Source organism: Frankia sp. CeTa3Moorea, assembly GCF_978021225.1.
On sequence record NZ_CDXDOR010000087.1, the window covers coordinates 1 to 20,946 of the forward strand.

A 20,946-nucleotide genomic window follows, 5' to 3' on the forward strand; every position below is an offset into this window, starting at 1 on the left:
CCGCTTCCCCGGCCGGGGGTGGGTGAGCCGCGCCCGGGGGTCCGGCGGCCGATCGTCCCGGGGTGGCTGCGCTCGTGGGCGGCGTTGCGCGTGGCCGCACGCTGGGCGGTGGGCCACTACACCTACACCGCCCTCTACCACGCGGTGCGGGTGCCGGTGTACGCCGCCCGGCTGGTCGGCCGCGCCCCGCGCGGCGCCGGTCGGCTGCTGGGCGCGGTGGTGGGCTGGCTGGGCGACACCGACGCCCGGCCGGTGATCGCCGCTTCAGTCCGCCAGGAAGACGCCGGGATATATCTGCGGCTGGCCCGTCTGCATGACACCCGGACTCGGGCGCGGGCGTTCCTGGCCGTCCTGGGCGGCTTTCCTGCCCTCACGCTGGCCGTGTGGTGGTGGGGCGCCGCCCCCGCCGGGGTGCGTCTGCTGCTGGGCGCCGCCGTGGTCGGCGGGCTCGGGGTGCTGGGGGCGCCGGCGGACCGGCCGCTGATGAGTCCGGCTGTGGTCCCGACCCGGGTGGGCCGGCTGACCGCGGACATCGTCGTCCGCGCGCTGGGGGCACTGGGCATCGCTGAGATCAACAAGGCGCGTCGCGAGGGTGGTGGGATCACCTTCCCCTCCCCGATCATGCGGGACGGTCCCGGCTGGCGCGCCGAGGTCGATCTTCCCTATGGGGTGACGGTGTCCGACGTCTTGGAACGCCGGGAACGGCTCGCGTCCGGGCTGCGCCGCCCGATCGGCTGCGTGTGGCCGGAGGCCGGGCACGACGCGCACGCCGGCCGGCTGGTGCTGTGGGTGGGGGATCAGGACATGTCCAAGGCCCCGGCCGCTGCCTGGCCGCTGACGCGGCGGGGTGTGACGGACGTGTTCGCCCCGGTGCCGTTCGGCTCCGACCCGCGTGGGCGGCCGGTCAGCATGCTCTTGTCGGAAAACAATGTGCTGGTCGGCTCGCTGCCCGGGGCGGGGAAAACGTCGGCGGTGCGGGTGCTCATGCTCGGCTGCGCACTCGACCCCACCTGTGAGCTGTGGGTGTTCAACCTGAAAGGAACCGCCGATCTGGACGCGGCGGAAAAGGTCGCCGCCCGTTATGCCTCTGGACTGGACGACTCCACGATGGAAATCGTGCTGGAAGCGTTACGGGATCTGCGGGCGGAGATTGTCCGCCGGGCCTCGGCGATTAAACGGCTACCGAAGGACCTGTGCCCGGATGGGAAGGTGACCCGGCAGATCGCCGGTTTGCGGTCGTACGGGTTGCATCCGCTGGTCGCGATTGTGGACGAGTGCCAGAACCTGTTCGCGCACCCGGCCTACGGCAAGGAAGCCGGTGAGTTGGCCACGGACATTATCAAACTGGGCCGGGCGCTCGGGGTGATTCTGATTCTGGCGACGCAGCGGCCGGATGCCGCCTCGTTGCCGACCGGGGTTTCATCGAATGTGTCGATCAGGTTCTGTCTGCGGGTCATGGGCCAGGTCGAAAACGACATGATCTTGGGGACGTCGATGTATAAGAACGGGATTCAGGCAACGACGCTGCGGCCGTCGGACAAGGGTATCGGCTATCTGGTTGGCGCCAGCGACGACCCGATGATTGTCCGCTGCGCGTACATCGATGCCCCGATCGCGGACGAGATCGCCGAGCGGGCGCGGGAAGCCCGTATCGCCGCGGGCCGGCTGTCCGGGCAGGCCGCCGGGGACAGCACCCCGCCGGAATCGGCACCGTCGCTGTTGGACGACATTCTGTCCGTGGTGCCCGGGGGCGAGGGCAAGGTGTGGTCAGAAACCGTTGTCGCCCGGCTCGCCGAGCTGCGGCCGGATGTGTACGGAGGTTGGGGTGCCGATCAGCTCGCGATGGTTCTCAAACCGTACGGAATCGAGACCGTGCAGATCGGCCGCCGGATAGCCGGGAAGGTGCTCAACCGGCGTGGGATCGAACGCCGCCACCTAGCCGCAGCGGTGGCGGAACGTGACCGGAAGCGGGCTTCCTGACGGTCCGCGGGGTGCTAACAGTTAGCGGCTCTCCCGCTAACTGTTAGCACCCCTGTTAGCCCCCTCACAGGCCGCTGACCTGCTCGTTTGCCTGTTAGCGGCCCGGGCCGTGAAACCGCCGAAACCCCGGGGAACGAGGGCTGTGGCCCCCTCCCGGCCCGTCTCGCCGCCCCGGCACCCCGGCACCGTTGCCGTCACCCTGCGCGACCGGCCCGGGGGTGGTCGCCGGCATCCCGACCACGGGCAGGGCACCGGCGAAAGCCGGCGCACGCACCATCCATGGTGGTCGGCCGCGTGTTTTCCAGAAATCGCCTTGCGGGGTTAGCGCTGACCGCGCACACCCTTTTTTCGAACTATCCACCTCTTTTGCCTGCTCTACTGTGAGGGGAGACAGCAGGAATGTCGGCTGTGCTTGACCTTTTCGCCGGCCCCGGTGGCTGGGGCTCGGCCTGCACCAGGCTCGGCCTGGCCGAAATCGGCGTCGAATGGGATCACTGGACCTGCGAAACCCGCCGCGCCGCCGGGCTGGCAACCGTTGAAAACGACGTCGATGCCATCCACCCGGGCGACTACACCGGGATTACCGGGCTGATCGCCTCCCCGCCCTGCCAGCCGTTCAGCAGCGCGGGAAAACGGCTGTGGCTGGCCGACCCCCGCGGCCGGCTCATTCACCAGCCGATGAGGTTCGCCCGCGTGCTGCGGCCAGTGTGGATCGCGATGGAAGAAGTCCCCGCCGTCCTGCCGATCTGGGAACGGTTCGCCTACGAACTGCGCCGCGGCGGCTACGCCACCTGGACCGGAATCCTCGCCGCCGAACAGTACGGGGTGCCGCAAACCCGCCGACGCGCCTTCCTCCTCGCCTCCCGGACACAAGAAAGCGTCGGCCCGCCCACGCCGAGTCACACCCGATACGGTGCGACAACCCCGCGATATGCACCGCCGCTGAAACCCTGGCGGAGCATGGCCGACAGCATCGGCCGGGGGATCATCGACCGGCCATCCCTCACCGTCACCACCCACGGGAACACCTGGGGTGGAACCTACGCCCGCACCGCTCTCCGCACCGCACAGCTAACCGACAGGTGGGCCGGACCGGTAGACCCCCTGACCGTCGCCGAGTTCGGCGCCCTGCAATCCTTTCCCGCCGACTACCCGTGGCAGGGCAGCAACACCAGCCGGCTTCTCCAAATCGGCAACGCGGTGCCGCCCCCCTCGCCGCCGCGGTCCTGTCCTCCGTCGCTTTCTCCCAGCCCCTTGCCCAAGCCGCGTAACGAGGAACAGCCACCTACCCGCAAGACTCCCAGCGATCTTGACCCCCTCCCGTGTGGTGAGAGCGTCGTGATTCTCTCGGTGCAGGATTTCAGGCTTCCTGATGTGCTGGGGCATCTGGAGGCCGGAAGGGTCGTGCTCGTCCTTCCGGCCTTCCCGCAGGCCACCTAGCGCGGACGGGCGGCTGAACCTCCGTTCCGCGCGCTGCTTTCCCGACGGAAACAGAACCCGTTGCCAAGGTCCACGATTCCGTCCGCGTCGGTCGTGTCCGTGAAACCCGTACCGATCTTGATTCCCCACTGTCCGTCATGCTCGGAAAGCGTCAGACCCCACGAGGTCATGATCGCTCGGAGCATGCCCCGCTTTTCGTCGGTGTCGCCGCTGGTCCACATGTCGCTGACCGTCCGCCCGATCTCCGTGTAGTCGTACACGTCAGAGACAAGCGCGAATTGTTCGATGGCCACCCGCAGAGCCTTGCGGGTGGCCACCAGCGCATCGAGTTCGTCATCGTCTTCCGTGACAGACAAACGGCTTTGCAGCCGGGAGAATTCTGCCCGCATCTCGTCCAGCTCGTGCGCGTTCCCCGCCACCCGCTGGAAAGCGAGAATAGGCGTCGTGTCACTGGAAAACATAGAATCGATTATGCCAATGATGGGGCGGGCGTCACAGCCGGTGAAGACACCGCACGCCTTGCGGGCTTTGGGGTTACCGCCACAGCGAAGCTTAGGAGTGCGCGGCTTTCCGGACGGAGCGCGACCGGCGTTCAGGTGCAGCTTCGCACCGCACGATGGGCATTGAAGGACGCCACTGATCCAGTTGGCGGCCTGTGCCACGGGACGGCCACCCTTGTTCCCTCTGGCGTCCGTCAGGTTCGCGGCAATCACCTTGTTGGCGCGCCACCACAGAGGCGAATCGACCACCGGTCCAACCTCATGCACCCACGTTTCGGTCGCACCCTCATACGTGTACCGGCATTCCTCGACCCCTGTGTGGTTCGCCGCGAACCGGACAAGGTTCTTAACCGATGCTGGATAAACATCGTAAATCCGGGCGATGGATTGCAGGGATTCGCGGTTGGCGACACGCTCGTAAATGTCCCTGACCGATTCCGGGTCGGCGCAATAAGCTTGCTTGGCGTAGCGTTCCCCCTTGACCGCCCAGAACGACGGCAGCGGACCGTGATGCGCGCCGTTGGCAATAATCATCGAGATGCCACGGTACGTGGTCTGCTTGACCGTCCTGGACTTCTCGGCATTCGCATGCTGAGCGACAAGAGTCACGATACGACCGGCGAAATCGGTCTTGCCGAACTGGGGTTCGGCAATCGAGATGATGTCACCACCCGCAGACCGAATACCAAGCAAGATCTCCGCCTGCGCATCCAAATCGTCGCGACGGTCAAGCCGGGACGACTCGGTCACCAAAAGCGTCGTGTAGTCCCCACGCTGAATGTCAGCGATTGCCTCACGCAACGCCGGTTCCTGCGCCCCGTGGCTCGCCGAGTACCCGTGAAGGGTAAACCACTTGACGATCGTGATCCCGCGCTGAGCAGCCTCCTCAGCGAGGATCTTGACCTGTGAGGTCTCGTCCTGGCTACCCGTCGACACCCTGACGAATCCGGCACCTAGCTCGCCCACTGTCCCACCCTCGCTGTCGATGCTGATCGCGGCCTGCACCGTGCACACTACCCGACAGCCTACGATCGTTATCGGCATAAACGATGCGTGATTCCGGCGCGATGCGCTGGGCCACGCTGTGGGTGTTGCCCTCGGCCGGGAGGCCGGGGCCGATGTCAAGGAACTGGCGCAGTCCCGCCTCGCCAGCCAGGTGACTGACCGCGCGGACGAGGAATTCTCTGGAGGCCCGAACAGTAGCAATGATCTCGGGGAAGACCGCAATGAGATTGTCGCCGTACTCCCGGTCGACCGGGAAATTGTCCTTGCCGTCGAGGAGGTAGTTGCGTACCCGGGCCGGGTGCGGCCGGTTCGCGTCGAAGGTGGGCGGCGGGTATGCGCTCACGGCGTCCCCGAAGGTCAGAGTGGGCATCTGCTGCTTTCCGGCTTGACCGCGGTGAGGTAGACGATCGGGGTGGTCAGTACGAGGGGGCGTCGACGCGCCGTGGCGCGCCACGCGTCGGAGTAGCGGCGGGCGAAGGCGGCGCCGAGGGCGCGGTTGATCGCCTGGTAGACCGACTCGGCCGCCGGGCCCGGGGCGTGCAGTGCCGCGTCGGCGGCGGCCACGCCCGTCATCGTGGTGGTGACGGTGTCGGCGACGTGCTCGACACACATGAGGCCGGCGAGACAGGCGTTGCCGACCACGGCGGGCACGGTGAACGCCTGGGCAGCGGGTTGGGCCTCGGCCAGGACCTTCGTGACCTGGTTGAGCTCGTGCCGGCTTAGCCCGTCGAGGTCGATCGGGCTGCACTGACCGAGCAGAGGTTCGCACAACGACAGCCGTCCTCCCGGTCGCAGGACGCGGGCGATGTCGATCAGCATCCGGCGGGGATGACCGAGTGGCGCCAGAACCATGCGGCCGATCACCGCGTCGGCGCTGGCGTCAGGCAGAGGCAGATCAGCGAGATCCCACACCGATCCCCACCGATAGCGAGTCTCCGGGGTCGGCCGGATCTGAGCCAGTGCTGCGGGGGTCGGCGTCAGGACCGTGACGCTGCCCTCGGGGTAGACCGCCGACACCGCACCGGATACCAGGCCCGGCGCCCCGCCGAGGGCGACCAGATCCTGTCCGGGGCGCACCCGGGCGCCAGCCAGGACGACGCTTTCGACCGCCGAGACACGGCGGGGACGCGGCTCGGGCTGGTCGACGCGAAACTCAACGTGGTGCACGGCGGACAGGCTCGAAGCTGCCTGTCCGCCGGCACCCATGGCGCAGCGGCTCGTGGCCGTCGCCTCAGGTAAACACTGCGAAGCCAAGATCACTCCTGGGGTCGAGGGTGGCGGCGCCGCGAGCTCTTCCGGCCCGCTCGCGACTCGGCCGGCACGTCCGGCCCCGCCGACGCTGAAGGCACCGCGAGGACTACGCGGGCATGGCGGAACGGCGGGGTGACAGCCTCGGTCTCAGGGACCAGCCGGGCCGGACGCCTGGTCGACGGGGACCACGGTGTAGCCCGGTAGGGCGCGGGCCGCACGGGCATGCAGGTCGGCTGCCTGCTGTCGAGGGAACCGGGCAGTGATCTGGATGGGTTGGCCCTCGGTGCCCAAGGCAACGACCGCCCAGTCGCTACCCGGCGTCCACTCGGTGGGCAGCACCACGGCGTCGACGCCGGGTTGATCGCGGGCCCAGTCGTTGGCGAGATCCGGGCGGTCGAAACCGACGACCGCCCGCACGACCCGGCCGTGGGCATCGAGCGTGACGACTCCCCACCGCACCGAGGCGGACGTGGCGGAGGCGCTCAGGGTCGCTCCCAGCCGGGTCTCCGCGTGCGGAGGAGAGCCGGGCCAATCCCAGGAGATCAGGATCTGGGCATGCGGGGTAGTGATCACCCGTCCCGGAGGGTGCGGCTCACAGGCCGTGGGCGTGTGGCAGACCCGGATGACAGGGTCCGGGCCCTCCCGCCGGTTCGCGTCCCAGATCTGGATGTCGTAGGAGAGTAGATCGGCGACCCGGTGCCGGTCCGGACCATAGGCGGCGACCCGGATCTCCACAGCATTGCCGGTGTTCCTAATGTCGAGAAAGGCGAGTTCGGAGTCCGTCCAGACTGCTGACACGCCCTGCGGGGACGGCGGGCCGACCGGATTCTGCTGGTCGGCGATCGCCTCGACGTAGAGGGTGCCGTAGGCCGGCCGCACGGTCGCCAGCCACAGATCCAGCCCCGCCAGCGCGCTGGTGGGAACCGTCACCCCGGTCTCGACCAGGTGACGATCACCCGTGATCGAGTCCCGGAAGCGACTGACGTTGACGTCCTGGCCCGCGGCATCCAGGCGTACCCCGGCGGCGAGGAGCGCCGCGGTGCGCCGGACGCCCCGTGGCCGTGCGTGGAAGGGGCGTATCGAGTCCGAGACCAACTGACCGCCGCGGCGAACGAAGCCGACCGTGCGCTCCAGGCCCCGAAGCCGCAGCGGAATGACGAGCCGCCCGCCTTCAACGACCTCCTCGACCAGCGCAGGTCGCAGATCGACCCCGGCGTGAGCGAGAACCCGTTCGTGGGGCGTATGGGGCCAGGAGCGGAGGTCATCGACGAGCGTGACGTTGGCGCAGTCGGGGGCGGTGAGTCCCGCGATGCTGGCGCGGATCTCCGCGCGGCCGGTATCCATCGTGCTCCGGACCGCGCCTGACGGGCCCGTCAGCCTGGACAGCAGCGCCGTGCTGTAGGCGTTGACCGTGCCGATCTCCAGGATCCGGGTGCCGGGCCGGACCGCGAGTTGGTCGAGCATCACCGCGACCGTGGACGGCGCCGGCGCCCACCGGCCGTCACCATCGACGGCGACGGAGCGATCGGCATACGTCTCCTCGACGGCGGCGCCCGGGAAGAACCTGTCCCGCGGCACCGCCCGCATCACTTCCTCCACCGCCCCGGACAGGGGCAGGGCCGCGGCGATCCGGTCGACCATCACCGCGCGCAACGTCGCGGTCGACGTGCCTGCTGCGTTGCCGGGCATCACGGCGCCGCCCCGAGCAGATCGTCAACGCCGGACGCCGCGGGAGCGAGCTGGGATGACCGCTGTTCGAACGCGGCGAAAACCGGCACGGTGGTGAGGGCTCGGAACACGGCTGCCTTCTCAAGGGTGGATGGAACCGCCGAACCCGAACCGCGAGAAGGCACGGGTCAGCGGGTCAGCGGGAAGGTGGTGCCTTCGCCGCTTTGATCAGGAAACTCGGCCGGCGGCGTTGGCGGTACCGTCCAGAGCCCGTCCAAGGGCAACCAGCCGCTGACGGAAGGTAGTAACGCCCGATAGCTTCACCCTGAACGATGGAGACGTCCGCAGTCCGACCAGCAGGGAGGGGCCCGCGTGCCGATCAGATCAGTGTTCTTCGACGTAGGCGAGACGATCGTGGACGAGTCGCGGGAGTACGGGACGTGGGCGGACTGGCTGGGGGTGCCGCGGCACACGTTCTCCGCGGTGTTCGGCGCCGTGATCGCCCGTGGGTTGGACTACCGGGAGGTGTTCCAGGTGTTCCGGCCCGGATTCGACCTCGGGGTGGAGCGCGAGCGGCGTGCGGCGGCCGGGCAGCCGGAGTCGTTTGGTGGGGAGGATCTGTACGCCGACGCCCGGCCCTGCCTGGCGGCGCTGCGCGCCGAGGGCCTGCGGGTCGGCCTGGCGGGCAACCAGACCGCCCGCGCCGAAGCCATCCTGCGGGCGCTGGATCTCCCCGTTGACCTGATCGGAACGTCGGACGGCTGGGGTGTGGAGAAGCCGTCAGCGGAGTTCTTCGAGCGTGTCGTCGCCGAAGCGGGTTGCCCGGCCGGGGAGGTGCTGTACGTCGGTGATCGGCTCGACAACGACATCCGCCCCGCGCAGGCCGCCGGCCTGGCGACTGCCCTCACCCGCCGCGGGCCGTGGGGCCACATCCTTGAGGGCGCGACCGTCGCCGACCGCTGCCTGTTTCACCTCGATTCGTTGACTGAGCTACCGGATCTGGTCCGCAAGTACAACGCGACGAACTGAGCGCTCCCACAGGCGAGGTCACGATGCCGGTGACAATGCTCTGATCTGGCCGTCGAGGTGTCGGCCGTGCTTGCTGTCTCCCAGGAGTGGCCGGATCGCGTGTACGCGGTCGATCCCGGTCGCGTACCAGTCGGTGGTGAGCGCGTCGATCGCCTGGCCGAGATAGTCCGCGACGCGGTCGCCGTCCTGGCGATGGGCTCCGGCGAGATCGGCCAGGATGACGCTGCGTTGTTTGCTTCCCTGCGCGCCGAGCCGGTCGGCTGCCGCGGTCAGCCGCCGAGCGGCTTCCGGGTGATCTCCGGTGGTGAGGGCGGCGTAGCCGGCGAAGGAGTCGAGGCGGGCCGCATCGTAGAAGTCGAACCACGCAAGGTCGCTGGGGGCGTAGGGTAGCGAGGCTTCGGCGAGGTCGATCTGGTGGCGGCTGGTCGCCGAGGCCCCGTTCCTGGCCTCGATCTCGGAGGACACGCAGTGCAGCCAGGACCGGACGATGGGATCGACGCCGTGCCAGCAGTGCTGGAGCGCGGCGGCGAGCAGGTTCCGCGCGCCGTCCGGGTCCTGGCTGAAGCCGGGAATGAAGGCCATGTGACCGAGAACGGTGGCGGCGAGCGCGTGGTCGCCGGTCTCCTTGCTGGCTGTCAGCGCGACCTCGTAGCAGCGGGTGGCGACGGCGGGCTGGCCGAGGTCGAAGAAGGCGAGGCGCCCGGCGAGCAGCGCCGACTGGACCAGCCCGGCGGCGAGCGCCGCGCGTTGCGTCCCGTGCGCGCCGCGGACGAGCGCGACGCCCAGGTGGGTATGCGCGAAGGACGCTTCGAAGAGCGGGCGGGGAGGGCTGTTCCAGTAGAGCTCCCGCTGACCATTCGCGATCTTCATGTAGGTCTCGGGATCCACCTGGGACGGCCCAGGTTGGGTGTCGCCCTCGGCCGACGTTATGGAAAGCAGCGGGCTCAGCAGGGGCAACGCGCCCGCTCCCAGCATCGCGCGAAGGACGGTGGCCCGATCCCAGCTCGCGTCATCAGTCGTGCCGGATGGCATGCCGTCCACCCTCCCCATCGCGATGTCCGGGCGCATCTTGAGCTCGTCCGGTGTGAGTAGGCCGAGTTCGCTCGCGGGTTTCCCGAACACGGTCACCAGGTGTTTGCGGTAGCGAGGCTCCGGACGCCGCTCGCCGGTCTCCCATCGCCTGACGGTGTTGGCGCACAGGCCGGTGTACGTCTCGCCGACGTGGTCCATTTCCACGCCGACACGGCGGGCGACCTCGTCGTGTGACCAGCCGCGCTGGAGTCGTTCCCAGGCCAGATTCCGGTTCGGGGGATGACGGTGCTTCGTCAATCCGCACCTCCAACGGCGCGTCGTGCGGGCAGGGCCGACCACACCGACGCTATCGGACGCTGCTACCTTCCGTCATCGCCCGGTTGCCCATGGACGGGCCGTGGATGGTACCGCCCACCTTGCAAGCCCGGTTTTCTGATCAGGCCGGCGCGGACCAGTCGCCGGGCCCTACCGGCTGGCTCGAGAGCCTGCGTCGGCCGGACCGAGCCGTCTACCTCCCAGCTGGTGACCGCGGTTGCGGCGACATCCGCTTCCTCACGCGACCTCGCTGTGGGCCGGGAGGCAGGACCGCATCAGTGGAGTCCTTCACGAGCCCGTGTCCTATGCGAACGGGCGAGACAGGGAGTGCGATGACCATGGACACCATCACGGCCGACGCGACCATCGCGGGGATCAGCGAGCTGGAGCTCGACGTCTCGATCGTCGAGCAGGGCGACGCGGCGGACGCGCTGCTCTGCAGCACCGACAACGGCTGCTCGACGAACAAGAACACCGACTGCTGACACCGCCATGAGTCCGGGTGATGCCCGGAGATCGCGTGGTCTCCGGGCATCACCCGGCACGTGTGCAGCGCAATGGACCGCTGATCACCAGACGGAGGCGATGCCATGGGCTCCCCGCGCAGTGCGCTGCTCTACGCGCCGCTCGACGCAGCGCTGTTCCGTGCTGCTTCCCTGTCGGACGAATCGGCGAAGGTGATGGCCGCAGAGGCCTGGCCCGGCGCGGACTGCGATGACGGAGTGCGCTGGCGCGCCTGGCTGGCCGAGGCCTGGGCGCACCCATCCCTTGCTCTCGCCATAGAGACCGCGAGCCCGGCGCTGGCGGCGGGTGTCGAGGAGGCGTGCCGTGGGGAACGGCTGTCCGCGCGGCGGGCGCGCCGGCTGGGGCTGGCTGTGGCGCGCTATCTGGTGCGGATGAGCCGGCGGGCGACCCCGTTCGGCCTGTTCGCTGGCGTGGCTCCGGCGCGGTTAGGCAGCGAGTCCGCGCTGCGATGGACTGATGCCGATCGGCTCTACCCGCGGGCGGATTCTGTGTGGCTCGCCGCGGTCGTCGCCCGGCTGGAGTCCATGAGCGGTATCCGCGCGGCGCTGACTGTGGTGGCCAATGACCTGGCTCTGATCCGCGGTGGCCGGCTGGTGCTTCCCTGGCGCCCGCATGCCCAACCGCCAACGGAGGCCTTTCTGCCTGCCGAGGTGTCGGTCTGCCACAGTCGGGCAGTTCAGACGGCTATAGCGTGCGCGGCGACACCCGTCCAATTTGCCGATCTTGTTGATTCTGTGGGGGCCACGCTCGGCCTTCCTCGCCCCGGCGTCGAGGCCATGCTGGCCCAGCTCCTGACGTACGGCGTTCTCGTGAGTAACCTGCGGCCCCCTGCGACGTGCACGGACGCCGTCGCGCACGTTCTCGGCACGCTGACGCGCATCAAGGACGCAGGCATGCCAGCCACCGCGCGCCGGTCCGATGACAGCGCCGGAGTTTCCTGGGCGGCCCTCATCGAAGAACTCGAAGAACTTCGCCTGGTCCAGGACGACCTCGTGCGAACACGCGGCCTGGACGGTTCGGTGCCGCGGCCCCGTCTGGCAGCCGTTCGTGAGCGGATGCGGGCGGTGTGCTCGGTGGTTGGGCAGCCACTCGCGGTTGATCTGCGGCTGGGCTGCACGGTCACGGTGCCGGAGGTTGTGGCGAGGGAGGCTGCCGCGGCGGCCGGAGCCCTGCTGAGGCTGTCCCCGCATCCGGCCGGCAACCCCTCCTGGCGCGACTATCACCGCAGGTTCATCGAGAGGTTCGGTGAGTCGGCGCTGATACGAGTTGATCAACTGGTTGATCCGGTGGTCGGCCTGGGCTATCCGGCCCATTTCGACCCGGCAGGGGCAGAACCTGCCTACGAGGTGCCGCTCCGCGACGAGGTTCTGTTGCAGCTCGCTCAGCGCGCGGCGCTCGACGGCCAGCGGGAAGTCGTTCTGGACGGCGCCGCCCTCGACACCGCGTCCGCACCGGCGGACGGGTTCTGGGCGGAACCACATGTCGAGATCTGCATCGAGGTCCGGGCGTCGTCGGCAGCGAGCCTGACCCAAGGCGCGTTCACCCTGTGGGTCTCGGGGGTCAGCCGGACCGCGGTCGCGATGAGCGGCAGATTCCTCGATCTGCTTCCTGACGCGGACCGTCACCGGATGGTGAGCGCGTTCCGTCAGCTCCCAACGATGGTTGACGGTGCGGTGGCAGCGCAGCTGTCATTCCCGCCGGGGCACGCCCGGTTGGAGAACGTCACCCGCGCTCCCCACATGCTGGCGGACTGGATCTCGCTCGCCGAGCACCACGAGCACCACCACCACCAGCGCCAGCGCCAGCGCCAGCGCCAGCGCCAGCGCCAGCGCCAGCGCGGCAGGATCGGGTGGGCGGATCTGGCGGTCACGGCAGACAGCGAGCGGCTCTACCTGGTGTCGCTCTCCCGCCGCGCCGTCGTCGAGCCCTTGCTGACGCACGCCGCGGCCCGGCAGTCCTTCCCACCACTCGCGCGGCTGTTGCACGAACTGCCCCGCGCTGGTGCCGGCACCGTCGCCCCGTTCTCGTGGGGCGCGGCGGGTTGTCTCCCGTTCCTGCCGAGAGTTCGCCATGGTCGCGCGGTTCTGGCACCGGCCCGCTGGCGCGTCCATCCGTCCGATCTCCCCGGCCCGCGGGCCGCTGACCATGAGTGGGTGGACGCGCTCGGGCGGCTTCGGCAGCGATCAGGGCTACCGCGCTGGGTGAGTACCGGCCGAGCGGATGTGCGACTGCGGCTGGACCTCGATGAACGGTTGGATCGCGACCTGCTGCGTGCCGAACTGGACGGCGCCAGCAGCCCCGTCAGCCTCGCCGAAGCACCACAGCCCGATGACTACGGCTGGGCCGGTGGCCGAGCCCACGAGATCGTGTTCCCCGTGGCGACCACCGCCGCCCCACGTCGGGCACCCGCCGTGGTGACAGCGTCCGGTCCGATGACGGTGACCGACGCGGCCTCCGGGATCCTGCCGGGATCGACGGTGCTGTTCGCGAAGCTGTACTGCCATCCGGACGTGGTCGACACGATCCTCACCGGCCACCTGGCCGCGCTACTCGACGCCGGGGACATGCCCGCGCAGTGGTGGTTCATCAGGTACCTCGACCCCGCGCCCCATCTGCGCCTGCGGATCCGCCTCGTGCCGGACGCCCAGGGCGCCGCCGAAAGCTACGGGCGGGCCGTAGCCCAGGTCGGTGTCTGGGCGGAGCGGCTGCGGGCGCGGCGTCTCATCGGCGACCTGGTACTCGACACGTACCACCCGGAGACGGCCCGGTACGGCGCCGACGAAGCGCTCGCCGCAGCCGAGAACCTGTTCGCCGCCGACTCCACCGCCGTCGTCGCCCAGCTGGCCGCCCAGGCCGCGAACCGGGCGCTGCACCCTGCGGCGCTGACCGCGGTCAGCATGGTCGACCTGACCTGCGCACTGATCGGCGACAGGCACGCGGCAATACGGTGGCTTCTGGACAACCGGCGAGCCTCCGGAACTCCAGTTCAACGGACAGTGCTGCGCCAGGCCATCGCCTTGTCCCGAGCAGATCGTGGCGGCTCCACTCCCGGCGGCGCGGTCCCGCGGCTTCCGGCAGCGGTGTGTGATGCCTGGGACGCCCGGCGCCGGGCCGCCGAACGATATGCGGCCCAGCTCGCCACGGCACCGGGCCGACCCGACCGCGGCGAGGTGCTGGGGTCGCTGCTGCATCTGCACTACATCCGTGCCCACGGCATTGACCCGGCGGCGGAGCGGGCCTGCCACCGCCTCGCCCGCGCGGTGGCCCTTGCCTGGCACAACATCGGCCAGCAGGCCCCGCTCGTCCCGGCCGGAGCGGAGAGCTCGTGACCGTGGTTGGCGATCGGCGCACCCGCACGGCGACCATCGCCGCCCGGCTGGCCGACGCGCTGGTCACACCACCACCACCCGAAACAGGCAGCAGCCGCTGGCAGGGCCAGGCGCTGGCCGAGGGGGCAGCAGGCGTCGCGCTTCTCCATGGTGCCCGCGCCCGCTCCGGCGACGGTGGCTGGGACACCGCCGATGCCTGGCTGACGGCCGCCGCCGGCGAGGATCTCTCCGCCGGTCCGAGTGCCGGCCTGTGGTTCGGCGCCCCGGCGCTCGCGTTCGCGTTGACGGTGGCGGCGTCACCCGGCCGCCACCAGCGTGCGGCCCAGCGGCTCCATACCGCTGTCGAAAGACTGGTCGAACGTCGGCTCACAGCGGCCCATGCACGGATCGAGGCGGGACGACGACCGGTCCGCGCCGAATTCGACCTGGTCCGGGGCCTGACCGGGCTCGGCGCTTACCTCGCGGTCCGCGACCCCGACGGCGAGCAGCTCCGCCAGATCCTGACCTATCTCGTTCGGCTCACCGAACCGGTGCCGGCCATGGACACGGCCGGGCCGGACGCGCCCGGCTGGTGGACCATCGACGTCCCCACCAACGCACCGCCCGGCCCGTTCGCGGACGGACACTCCGACCAGGGCATGGCCCACGGCATCGCGGGGCCGCTCGCCCTGCTGGCGCTCACCCACCGCCGCGGGATCATCGTCTCCGGCCACACCGTGGCCCTCGACCGGATCTGCCGCTGGCTGGACGTCTGGCGCCAAGACAGCCCCGCCGGGCCCTGGTGGCCTGAACGGATCACTGCCAGCGACCTGCTGGCAGGTCGACCGACCCAGCCCGGCCCAGGACGCGCGTCCTGGTGTTACGGCACCCCCGGCCTAGCCCGCGCCCAGCAGCTCGCCGCCCTCGCCCTGGCTGACCCCACCCGGCAACGGCGCGCCGAGGACGCTCTTGCCGCCTGTCTCACGAACGCCGTCCAGCTCGCCCGGTTCGTCGACCCAGCGCTCTGCCACGGCTGGGCGGGCCTGGTCGCCACCGTCCGCTGTGCCGCCACCGACGCCCGCTTCCAGCCGCTCGCCAGCCACCTCCCCGACCTGATTGACCAGCTTCTCCACAGCCTCGACACAGCACGCGGCGCCGGCTGGCGGCTCACCGGCCTCATCGATGGCGCGGCAGGCATCGCCGCGGTCCTGCACGCCCTCACGACCGGCGTCGGCGCCGTCTGGGAGAGCGCGCTCCTGCTCGATCTTCCTGCGGCCCTGCCGGCCCCGTGCTCGGGAAACGACGCGTGAGCATTCCCGACACCGAGTCCGCCTGGTGCGCAGTGACAGTGTGGTGCCAGAACTGGCGGGCCGCTGAACATCTGGGGGTCACCCAGCTGGCACCGCTGCTGACCTCAGCTGAGCGGACGGACGGGATCAGCCTGTGGTGGTTCACCAGGAAGGCAGCCTCCTGGCGGATCCGCTGGCGCCCAGGCCCGAACCGGGACGGGCACGACTCCGCGGAGTTCAGCGATGGCAGGCTCCGCGCCGTGCTCGACGGCGACGCGGTCCGCCGCTGGGCGCCCGCCGTCTACGAGCCGGAGATCCACGCCTTCGGTGGCCCCGCCGGCATGGACGTCGCGCATCAGCTCTTCCACCACGACAGCCGCAACGTCCTCGCCCACCTCGACCGAGCCTGCCCCGAACATCGGGCCGAGGTCGGACTCGTGCTGGCCGCGGCGTTGCTGAGGTCAGCTGGCCAGGACTACTACGAACAGGGCGATGTCTGGACCCGCGTCGCCCGTCACCGCCACACCCGCCAGACCAGCGCGCGGCAGTCCGCCGCCGCGGCGGCTACCCGAAACGCCGTCCGTCACCTTCTCGCCGCCCGCGCAGTCCGGCCCCTTGAAGCGCTGCCGGCATGGCTGGCGGCGTTCCGGCACGCGGGTCGGTCACTCGCGAACCTCGCAGACGAAGGCCAGCTCAGCCGCGGCCTCCGCGCGGTTCTCGCCCATCACATCCTGTTCGCCTGGAACCGGCTCGGCATCCCCGCCTCCGACCAGGCGCAGCTCGCCCACACCTCCGCCTACATCATCTTCGATGACCTCGGCCCGATCTCTGACGAACGGTGACCACGATGACCACCCGCACCCCCGAGCAGCTCCGCGACGACCTGGTCGCCGACATCCACCGCTGGGGCACGTTCCGGACCACCCAAGTCGAAGCCGCGTTCCGCACGGTCCCGCGGCACCTGTTCCTGCCCGAGGTCGATCTGGAAACCGCCTACGCCCCGAAGGTCGTCGTCACCCGCCGTGCCCCCGACGGCACCGCGCTGTCCTCGGCCTCGCAACCCAGCCTCGTCGCCGCCATGCTCGAACAGGCCGACGTCCACCCCGGCCACCGCGTCCTGGAGATCGGCACCGCCACCGGCATCAACGCAGCCCTCCTCGCCGAGCTCACCGGCCCGACCGGCCAGGTCACCACCATCGAGATCGACGAGGAACTCGCCGAAGGAGCGCGTATCGCACTGGCCGCGGCCGGCTACGAGCGAGTGGACGTCGTCCACGCCGATGGTGCGGCTGGCCACCCGGGCGGGGCGCCCTACGATCGGATCGTGATCACGGCTGGGGCCTGGGACCTGGCTAAAGGCTGGTGGGACCAGCTCGCGCCCGCCGGCCGCATCGTCGTGCCCCTGCGTCTCCACGGAAGCGGCCTCACCCGCTCCCTCCCGCTCGACGCGGTCGAGCCGGGCCGACTGGTCAGCCGCTCGGCGCTCGTCTGCGGCTTCGTCCCCCTTCGCGGCACCGACGCCCACATCGGCCACACCCTCACCCTCGCGGACGGCATCACCCTGCGCTTCGACGACCACGACCCCGCCGACGAGACGGCCCTGCGCGCCGCAGCGGCCAGCCCACCCCACAGCCTGTGGACCGGGCTGACGATCCACGACGACGAACCGACCGCGCACCTCGACCTGTGGCTCGTCACCGCCGGCGCCCGGTTCAGCCGCCTCGCCGTCGACACCTCCGTCTGCCGCGACAGCCCGCTCACCCCGACACGCCGCTGGGCCGGGGCCACCATCCACGACGGCACCAGCATCGCCTACATCACCCTGCGCCCCCTAACCCCCGACACCGACGAACTCGGTGTCAACGCGCACGGACCCCACGCGGCCACCCTCGCCGCGTACCTCACCGACCTGCTGCGCCAGTGGCGCGAAGAAGGCCCCGCCGAACCGGTCATCACCGCCCACTCCGCGGACATCCCGGAGGACCCGACCGTCGCCGGGCACCGCATCGACCGGCCGAACAGCCGACTCGCCGTCCGCTGGAAGCTCTGAAGAACAGGTGCGACCCGATGGCCCTCACCACGTCGACAGATGCGGCGACAACGGCGTTCGCTCTCGTCGCATCACGGTTTCCCCTCGTCCCCCGTGACCGGCCATCCTGCCCAGCCCTCGACGCGCGGATCGCCCACGTAGCCGCCCTCGCAGCCCAAGCCGCCGAGGCCGGCGAGGGCAGCGACAACGCACTGCTGCGCGCCGCCGAAGCCCACAACCTCGCAGCCCTGATCGCCAGTGACTGCGGACTACCCGACCTCGCCCACCACCTCTGCTGGCACCAGATCGACACGCTTCCGTTCCACCGCCCTCTCGACGGGGCAACGGCGAAACTCGCACTTCAGCCCTTGATCAACCTCGCTCGGCTGCGCCTGCGCATCGGTGACGGTCTCGGCGCACACCGCCTCCTCACCGCGCTCTACGGCGCCGTCGCGGCGAAGACCGAGGCCACCCTCGATGGCAGAGCATTCACCTTTAACGATCTTGTCGCCACCGAGGACCATCCCCAAGTTGTCAGCTGGTTGTGGACTGTCCTGCTCGCCGACGGAACCCGCGCACTGACCCGCACCGGCCACTGGGCCGAAGCCCTCGACCACCTCCACCGCCACAAAGGCATCGGGCAGCGCCTCCTCGACGGCCGCCAAACCGCGATCCTCGCCCACCACGCTCGTCAAGACCACCAGGCCGCCGAACAGATGCTCGCCACCACAGCGACCACCCAGCCCTGGGAACGGGCCGTCGGTGCCTGCCTCCATCTCCTCCAAGACCACATCGCAGGTCGCAGGGCCGCTGGCGACGGCGACGGCGACGGCGACGGCGACGGCGACGGCGGGAGCATGTTCGGCGAGCTCTCGTCGTCGAATGCCCCTGGGCACCTGACATTCCGCATTCAGCTCTGGCTGTGTCGCCTCGACCTCGCGGGCCCATCCGGTTACCTGCGCCCCGCACTTGACATGATCATCAGTGATGCCGTGAGCGGCGGCGACGCATACGCCGCTCGTGACCTTCTCAACCACCAAGCCGCCCGCTGCCATCTGCGCGACGACCAGCTTGAACTCCTCACCGACATACGATGGCGCTCCGGACTCGGCGCCCGCCACATCCCTGACGTGCTCCGCAAAAGGCTCCTGGCTGCGGTCACCGCCTCCACGCTCACCGCTCGACAGGAGTCATCGGAAAGATGAGCACCCCCGGCCGTCCGCCTCTGCCTCACATGCGACGGTTACTACTTGAGTAACGCCCGGGTCGTTGAGCGTTGGGACGTCTTGGCCCACCGGATTGCGGCCGGACACTGCCAAACCACGGCGCCACGCGCGTGCTGCGCGACACGGCCGACGTCGGAGTAGATCAGCCCCGAGCGACGGTGGCATGGTCGACCATAAGGGAAACGGAACGGGACGACCGCGCTTCGATTGACCTGGCTCCCGGCCGGCCGAGGCTACTGTCTGGCACCGAATCGGATGTTGATCTCTCCTGGGCCACCACTTTTGCCGAGAGCGAAATGGCATGAATATGCCATGCACGTGCATCGGCACAGCACTGTGCAGCTCAACCCTTATCCGGGCGTCACTCTCCGCTTCCAGGTGCCACGTGCGCCAGATCGGCCCGTTTGGCACACTCGAGCACTGAAGGTGTCGACGGCCCGCGTCGCGTCATCCAACCGTAGACAGGACCGTGACCGGCGGATCCCTTCACGGTCGCGCCACCTCCCCGCGATCTTGGATGACGGCGGGCGAAGGCAGCCGTCGCTGCGCCGCGGGCATCCGGAAAACCTTGATTCGCACGTGATACGAACGCGAAGAGTAACATCTTTTTGCTCGGGCGCATTATAGGCCCCAAGTCGGCACATATCGCCTGTGACATTCGCCCCCCTTGTCATTTATTGCCACAGATAGTCTAACTCTCTTGCGTATCGATGGTTCGCCTACGTGATGGGTGTGGGTCAGATGGGTGACAGAACGTGAGGCGGCGCGGATCATCGCTTTGCGGCGTGGTCGCTCTGCTGACCCTGTTCGCGGCTGGCGCATGCGCCGATGGCGGCGTCGATGCGCCAGCGCCGACGACTCAGGCGTCGGCGCGACCCTCTCCCCCTCAGGTCAGCCCATCGGCCTCGCTGGCCGCTTCGGAGATCGCCGAACGAAACGCTCTCGCCGCCTATCGGGGCATGTGGGAAGACTGGGTGCGGCTCGCGGCGACCTCCGACTACCAGAATCCTGATCTCGCCCGCCATGTGAGCGGCGAGGCACTGAGCCTTTTCAAAGTTAGCTTTCCTAAATCCCTTCCTCGGTGAGAATGAATGCGGCGAGGGCGAACTTCCCGGCGCGGCGGGGACAGCCGCGGAAGCGGTCGAAGATGTGCCAGTTCTTCAGGATCGCGAAGCCGCGCTCGCCTCTGGCGCGGGTGGCGGCGTGGGCACGGTTGATCTCCTTTAGCTGATCGGACAGGTCGCCGCCGGGTGGCTTCTTGTACGGAACGAGGAGGTGGTCTCCTTCGCCGCCGACATATCCCTTGTCGGCGAAGAGGTGGAGCTCCGAGCGGTCGATCACGTGGAGGATGTCGTGCATGCGGGCGGCGGTGAGGTCGTGGACGCTGCCGGGAAGCCCCTCGGAGATCCAGATCATCCTGCCGTAGGGGTCCATGAGGCCCTGGAGGTTGATGCCGTGGTACTTGTGCTTGCCCGAGTAGTACAGCTTGTTGTGTGCCCGGACACGGTTGGTGCGCACGACCGTTCCGTCGAGGATGAGGAAGTTGCTCTGCGTCCACGCGAACGTCCACACCGCCGCGAGGAGGCTACGGCCGCGGGTGGCCAGCAGATCGACGGCCTCGCGCACGTAGTTGTAGACCGTCCCGACACTGACGCTGAAGCCTTCGGCGAGTCGCTCGTAGGTGTCGCCGTTGCGTAGGTGCGCGAGCACGAGGAGTGCCTGCCCGTGTGGGGACAGCTTGCGCCACGTCTGGCGCTGAGCGCGGTTGTCGGCCAGCAATGAGGCCAGGAAGTCCAGGGTCGACTGCGGGAGCGCGATAGTGCCGGGGTAGGTTAGCAGCGGAAGTCCTCGGTCAGGGAACAGTGGATTAGGCACCCTGTGATCTACCGGGGACTTCTCTAATTTCCGCGACTACATCAACAACGCTCGATCAAGGTTGTTGTCGGATCGGCCTCCAGGTGAATCCGGCGGATCAACCTGAAAATATATGGCCGATTCAGGCAAAGCTACTTGTAGGGTAGGCGACTGGCGCGGTGGCATCTCGCTTTAGGCACAAGGTCCGGTACCTTTGTCCGCGCGGTTTCCCCCGCGTTTTTCATCCCGGCCGTCCATAGCATGCACCGTTTCCAGCCGCCCCCCGTCAAACCGTGCATGCGGTTCTCCCGCACACGGCTTACCGACGCCGTTCACCGCCGGCATTCGGTTTCTCCCGCCAGGTCTTCCCAGCCCTGGGCGAGACAGTGATCCCATACAGGCTGATCAGGCCGAGGTCGACCGGCCGCGAGCGCGACAAAACTCGCCAGCCGAACCGGCGGATTCCAGCGATCAGTGCACCATCGGTTGCGATTC

At 69.2% G+C, this 20,946-nt stretch carries 15 protein-coding genes and 1 pseudogene; 10 read left to right on the forward strand and 6 right to left on the reverse strand.

Annotated elements, in window-relative coordinates:
* Nucleotides 1–1,980 (forward strand): cell division protein FtsK (locus AC08OV_RS15375; protein ID WP_476619838.1); only part of this gene is annotated, 1,980 nt, incomplete at its 5' end.
* Nucleotides 1,981–2,388: 408 nt separating this feature from the next.
* A complete protein-coding gene (locus tag AC08OV_RS15380; protein ID WP_476619839.1) occupies nucleotides 2,389–3,420 on the forward strand; it encodes a DNA cytosine methyltransferase in 1,032 nt (343 codons plus the stop codon).
* Here the strand turns inward: AC08OV_RS15380 and AC08OV_RS15385 are convergent.
* The 4 genes and pseudogenes from AC08OV_RS15385 to AC08OV_RS15400 all read right to left on the reverse strand — a co-directional run bounded on the left by AC08OV_RS15385 (nucleotide 3,417) and on the right by AC08OV_RS15400 (nucleotide 7,865).
* Nucleotides 3,417–4,886: a recombinase family protein gene (locus AC08OV_RS15385; RefSeq protein ID WP_476613404.1), complete on the reverse strand. Its 1,470-nt coding sequence runs from the start codon at nucleotides 4,884–4,886 to the stop codon at nucleotides 3,417–3,419. The genes AC08OV_RS15380 and AC08OV_RS15385 overlap by 4 nt on opposite strands.
* A gap of 64 nt (nucleotides 4,887–4,950) precedes the next feature.
* Nucleotides 4,951–5,295: pseudogene (locus AC08OV_RS15390) on the reverse strand (SAM-dependent methyltransferase); the annotation flags it as partial.
* Nucleotides 5,283–6,092 (reverse strand): class I SAM-dependent methyltransferase, encoded by an 810-nt coding sequence (locus AC08OV_RS15395; protein WP_476613405.1) that lies wholly within the window; start codon nucleotides 6,090–6,092, stop codon nucleotides 5,283–5,285. The pseudogene AC08OV_RS15390 and the gene AC08OV_RS15395, both read right to left, overlap by 13 nt.
* Nucleotides 6,093–6,323: 231 nt before the next feature.
* On the reverse strand, nucleotides 6,324–7,865 hold the full coding sequence (locus AC08OV_RS15400; protein WP_476613406.1) for a class I SAM-dependent methyltransferase: 1,542 nt from the start codon (nucleotides 7,863–7,865) through the stop codon (nucleotides 6,324–6,326).
* A 351-nt stretch (nucleotides 7,866–8,216) separates the two neighbouring features.
* On the opposite strand from AC08OV_RS15400, the gene AC08OV_RS15405 reads away from it, so the two are divergent.
* Nucleotides 8,217–8,873: an HAD family hydrolase gene (locus tag AC08OV_RS15405; RefSeq protein WP_476613407.1), complete on the forward strand. Its 657-nt coding sequence runs from the start codon at nucleotides 8,217–8,219 to the stop codon at nucleotides 8,871–8,873.
* An 18-nt stretch (nucleotides 8,874–8,891) separates the two neighbouring features.
* On the opposite strand, the gene AC08OV_RS15410 is transcribed toward AC08OV_RS15405, so the two are convergent.
* On the reverse strand, nucleotides 8,892–10,202 hold the full coding sequence (locus tag AC08OV_RS15410) for a helix-turn-helix domain-containing protein (protein WP_476613408.1): 1,311 nt from the start codon (nucleotides 10,200–10,202) through the stop codon (nucleotides 8,892–8,894).
* 350 nt (nucleotides 10,203–10,552) lie between these two features.
* On the opposite strand from AC08OV_RS15410, the gene fxlA reads away from it, so the two are divergent.
* The 7 genes from fxlA to AC08OV_RS15445 all read left to right on the forward strand — a co-directional run bounded on the left by fxlA (nucleotide 10,553) and on the right by AC08OV_RS15445 (nucleotide 19,682).
* The gene (fxlA, locus tag AC08OV_RS15415; protein WP_476613409.1) at nucleotides 10,553–10,705 is read left to right on the forward strand and encodes an FxLD family lanthipeptide; all 153 of its coding nucleotides are present in this window, start codon (nucleotides 10,553–10,555) and stop codon (nucleotides 10,703–10,705) included.
* Between the two features lie 105 nt (nucleotides 10,706–10,810).
* Nucleotides 10,811–14,074, forward strand: a complete 3,264-nt coding sequence (locus AC08OV_RS15420; RefSeq protein ID WP_476613410.1) for a lantibiotic dehydratase — start codon at nucleotides 10,811–10,813, stop codon at nucleotides 14,072–14,074.
* Complete coding sequence (locus AC08OV_RS15425) at nucleotides 14,071–15,363, forward strand: lanthionine synthetase C family protein (protein ID WP_476619840.1); 1,293 nt, start codon at nucleotides 14,071–14,073, stop codon at nucleotides 15,361–15,363. The genes AC08OV_RS15420 and AC08OV_RS15425 overlap by 4 nt, the downstream gene beginning before the upstream one ends.
* Nucleotides 15,360–16,184, forward strand: a complete 825-nt coding sequence (locus AC08OV_RS15430; protein ID WP_476613412.1) for a thiopeptide-type bacteriocin biosynthesis protein — start codon at nucleotides 15,360–15,362, stop codon at nucleotides 16,182–16,184. Before AC08OV_RS15425 ends, AC08OV_RS15430 begins: the two co-directional genes overlap by 4 nt.
* A gap of 5 nt (nucleotides 16,185–16,189) precedes the next feature.
* Nucleotides 16,190–17,392, forward strand: a complete 1,203-nt coding sequence (gene fxlM, locus AC08OV_RS15435; protein ID WP_476613413.1) for a methyltransferase, FxLD system — start codon at nucleotides 16,190–16,192, stop codon at nucleotides 17,390–17,392.
* Nucleotides 17,393–17,409: 17 nt separating this feature from the next.
* Nucleotides 17,410–18,576 (forward strand): hypothetical protein, encoded by a 1,167-nt coding sequence (locus AC08OV_RS15440; RefSeq protein WP_476613414.1) that lies wholly within the window; start codon nucleotides 17,410–17,412, stop codon nucleotides 18,574–18,576.
* An 806-nt stretch (nucleotides 18,577–19,382) separates the two neighbouring features.
* Complete coding sequence (locus AC08OV_RS15445; protein ID WP_476613415.1) at nucleotides 19,383–19,682, forward strand: hypothetical protein; 300 nt, start codon at nucleotides 19,383–19,385, stop codon at nucleotides 19,680–19,682.
* On the opposite strand, the gene AC08OV_RS15450 is transcribed toward AC08OV_RS15445, so the two are convergent.
* A complete protein-coding gene (locus AC08OV_RS15450) occupies nucleotides 19,663–20,472 on the reverse strand; it encodes a transposase family protein (RefSeq protein ID WP_476613416.1) in 810 nt (269 codons plus the stop codon). The genes AC08OV_RS15445 and AC08OV_RS15450 overlap by 20 nt on opposite strands.
* Nucleotides 20,473–20,946 lie beyond the last annotated feature (474 nt).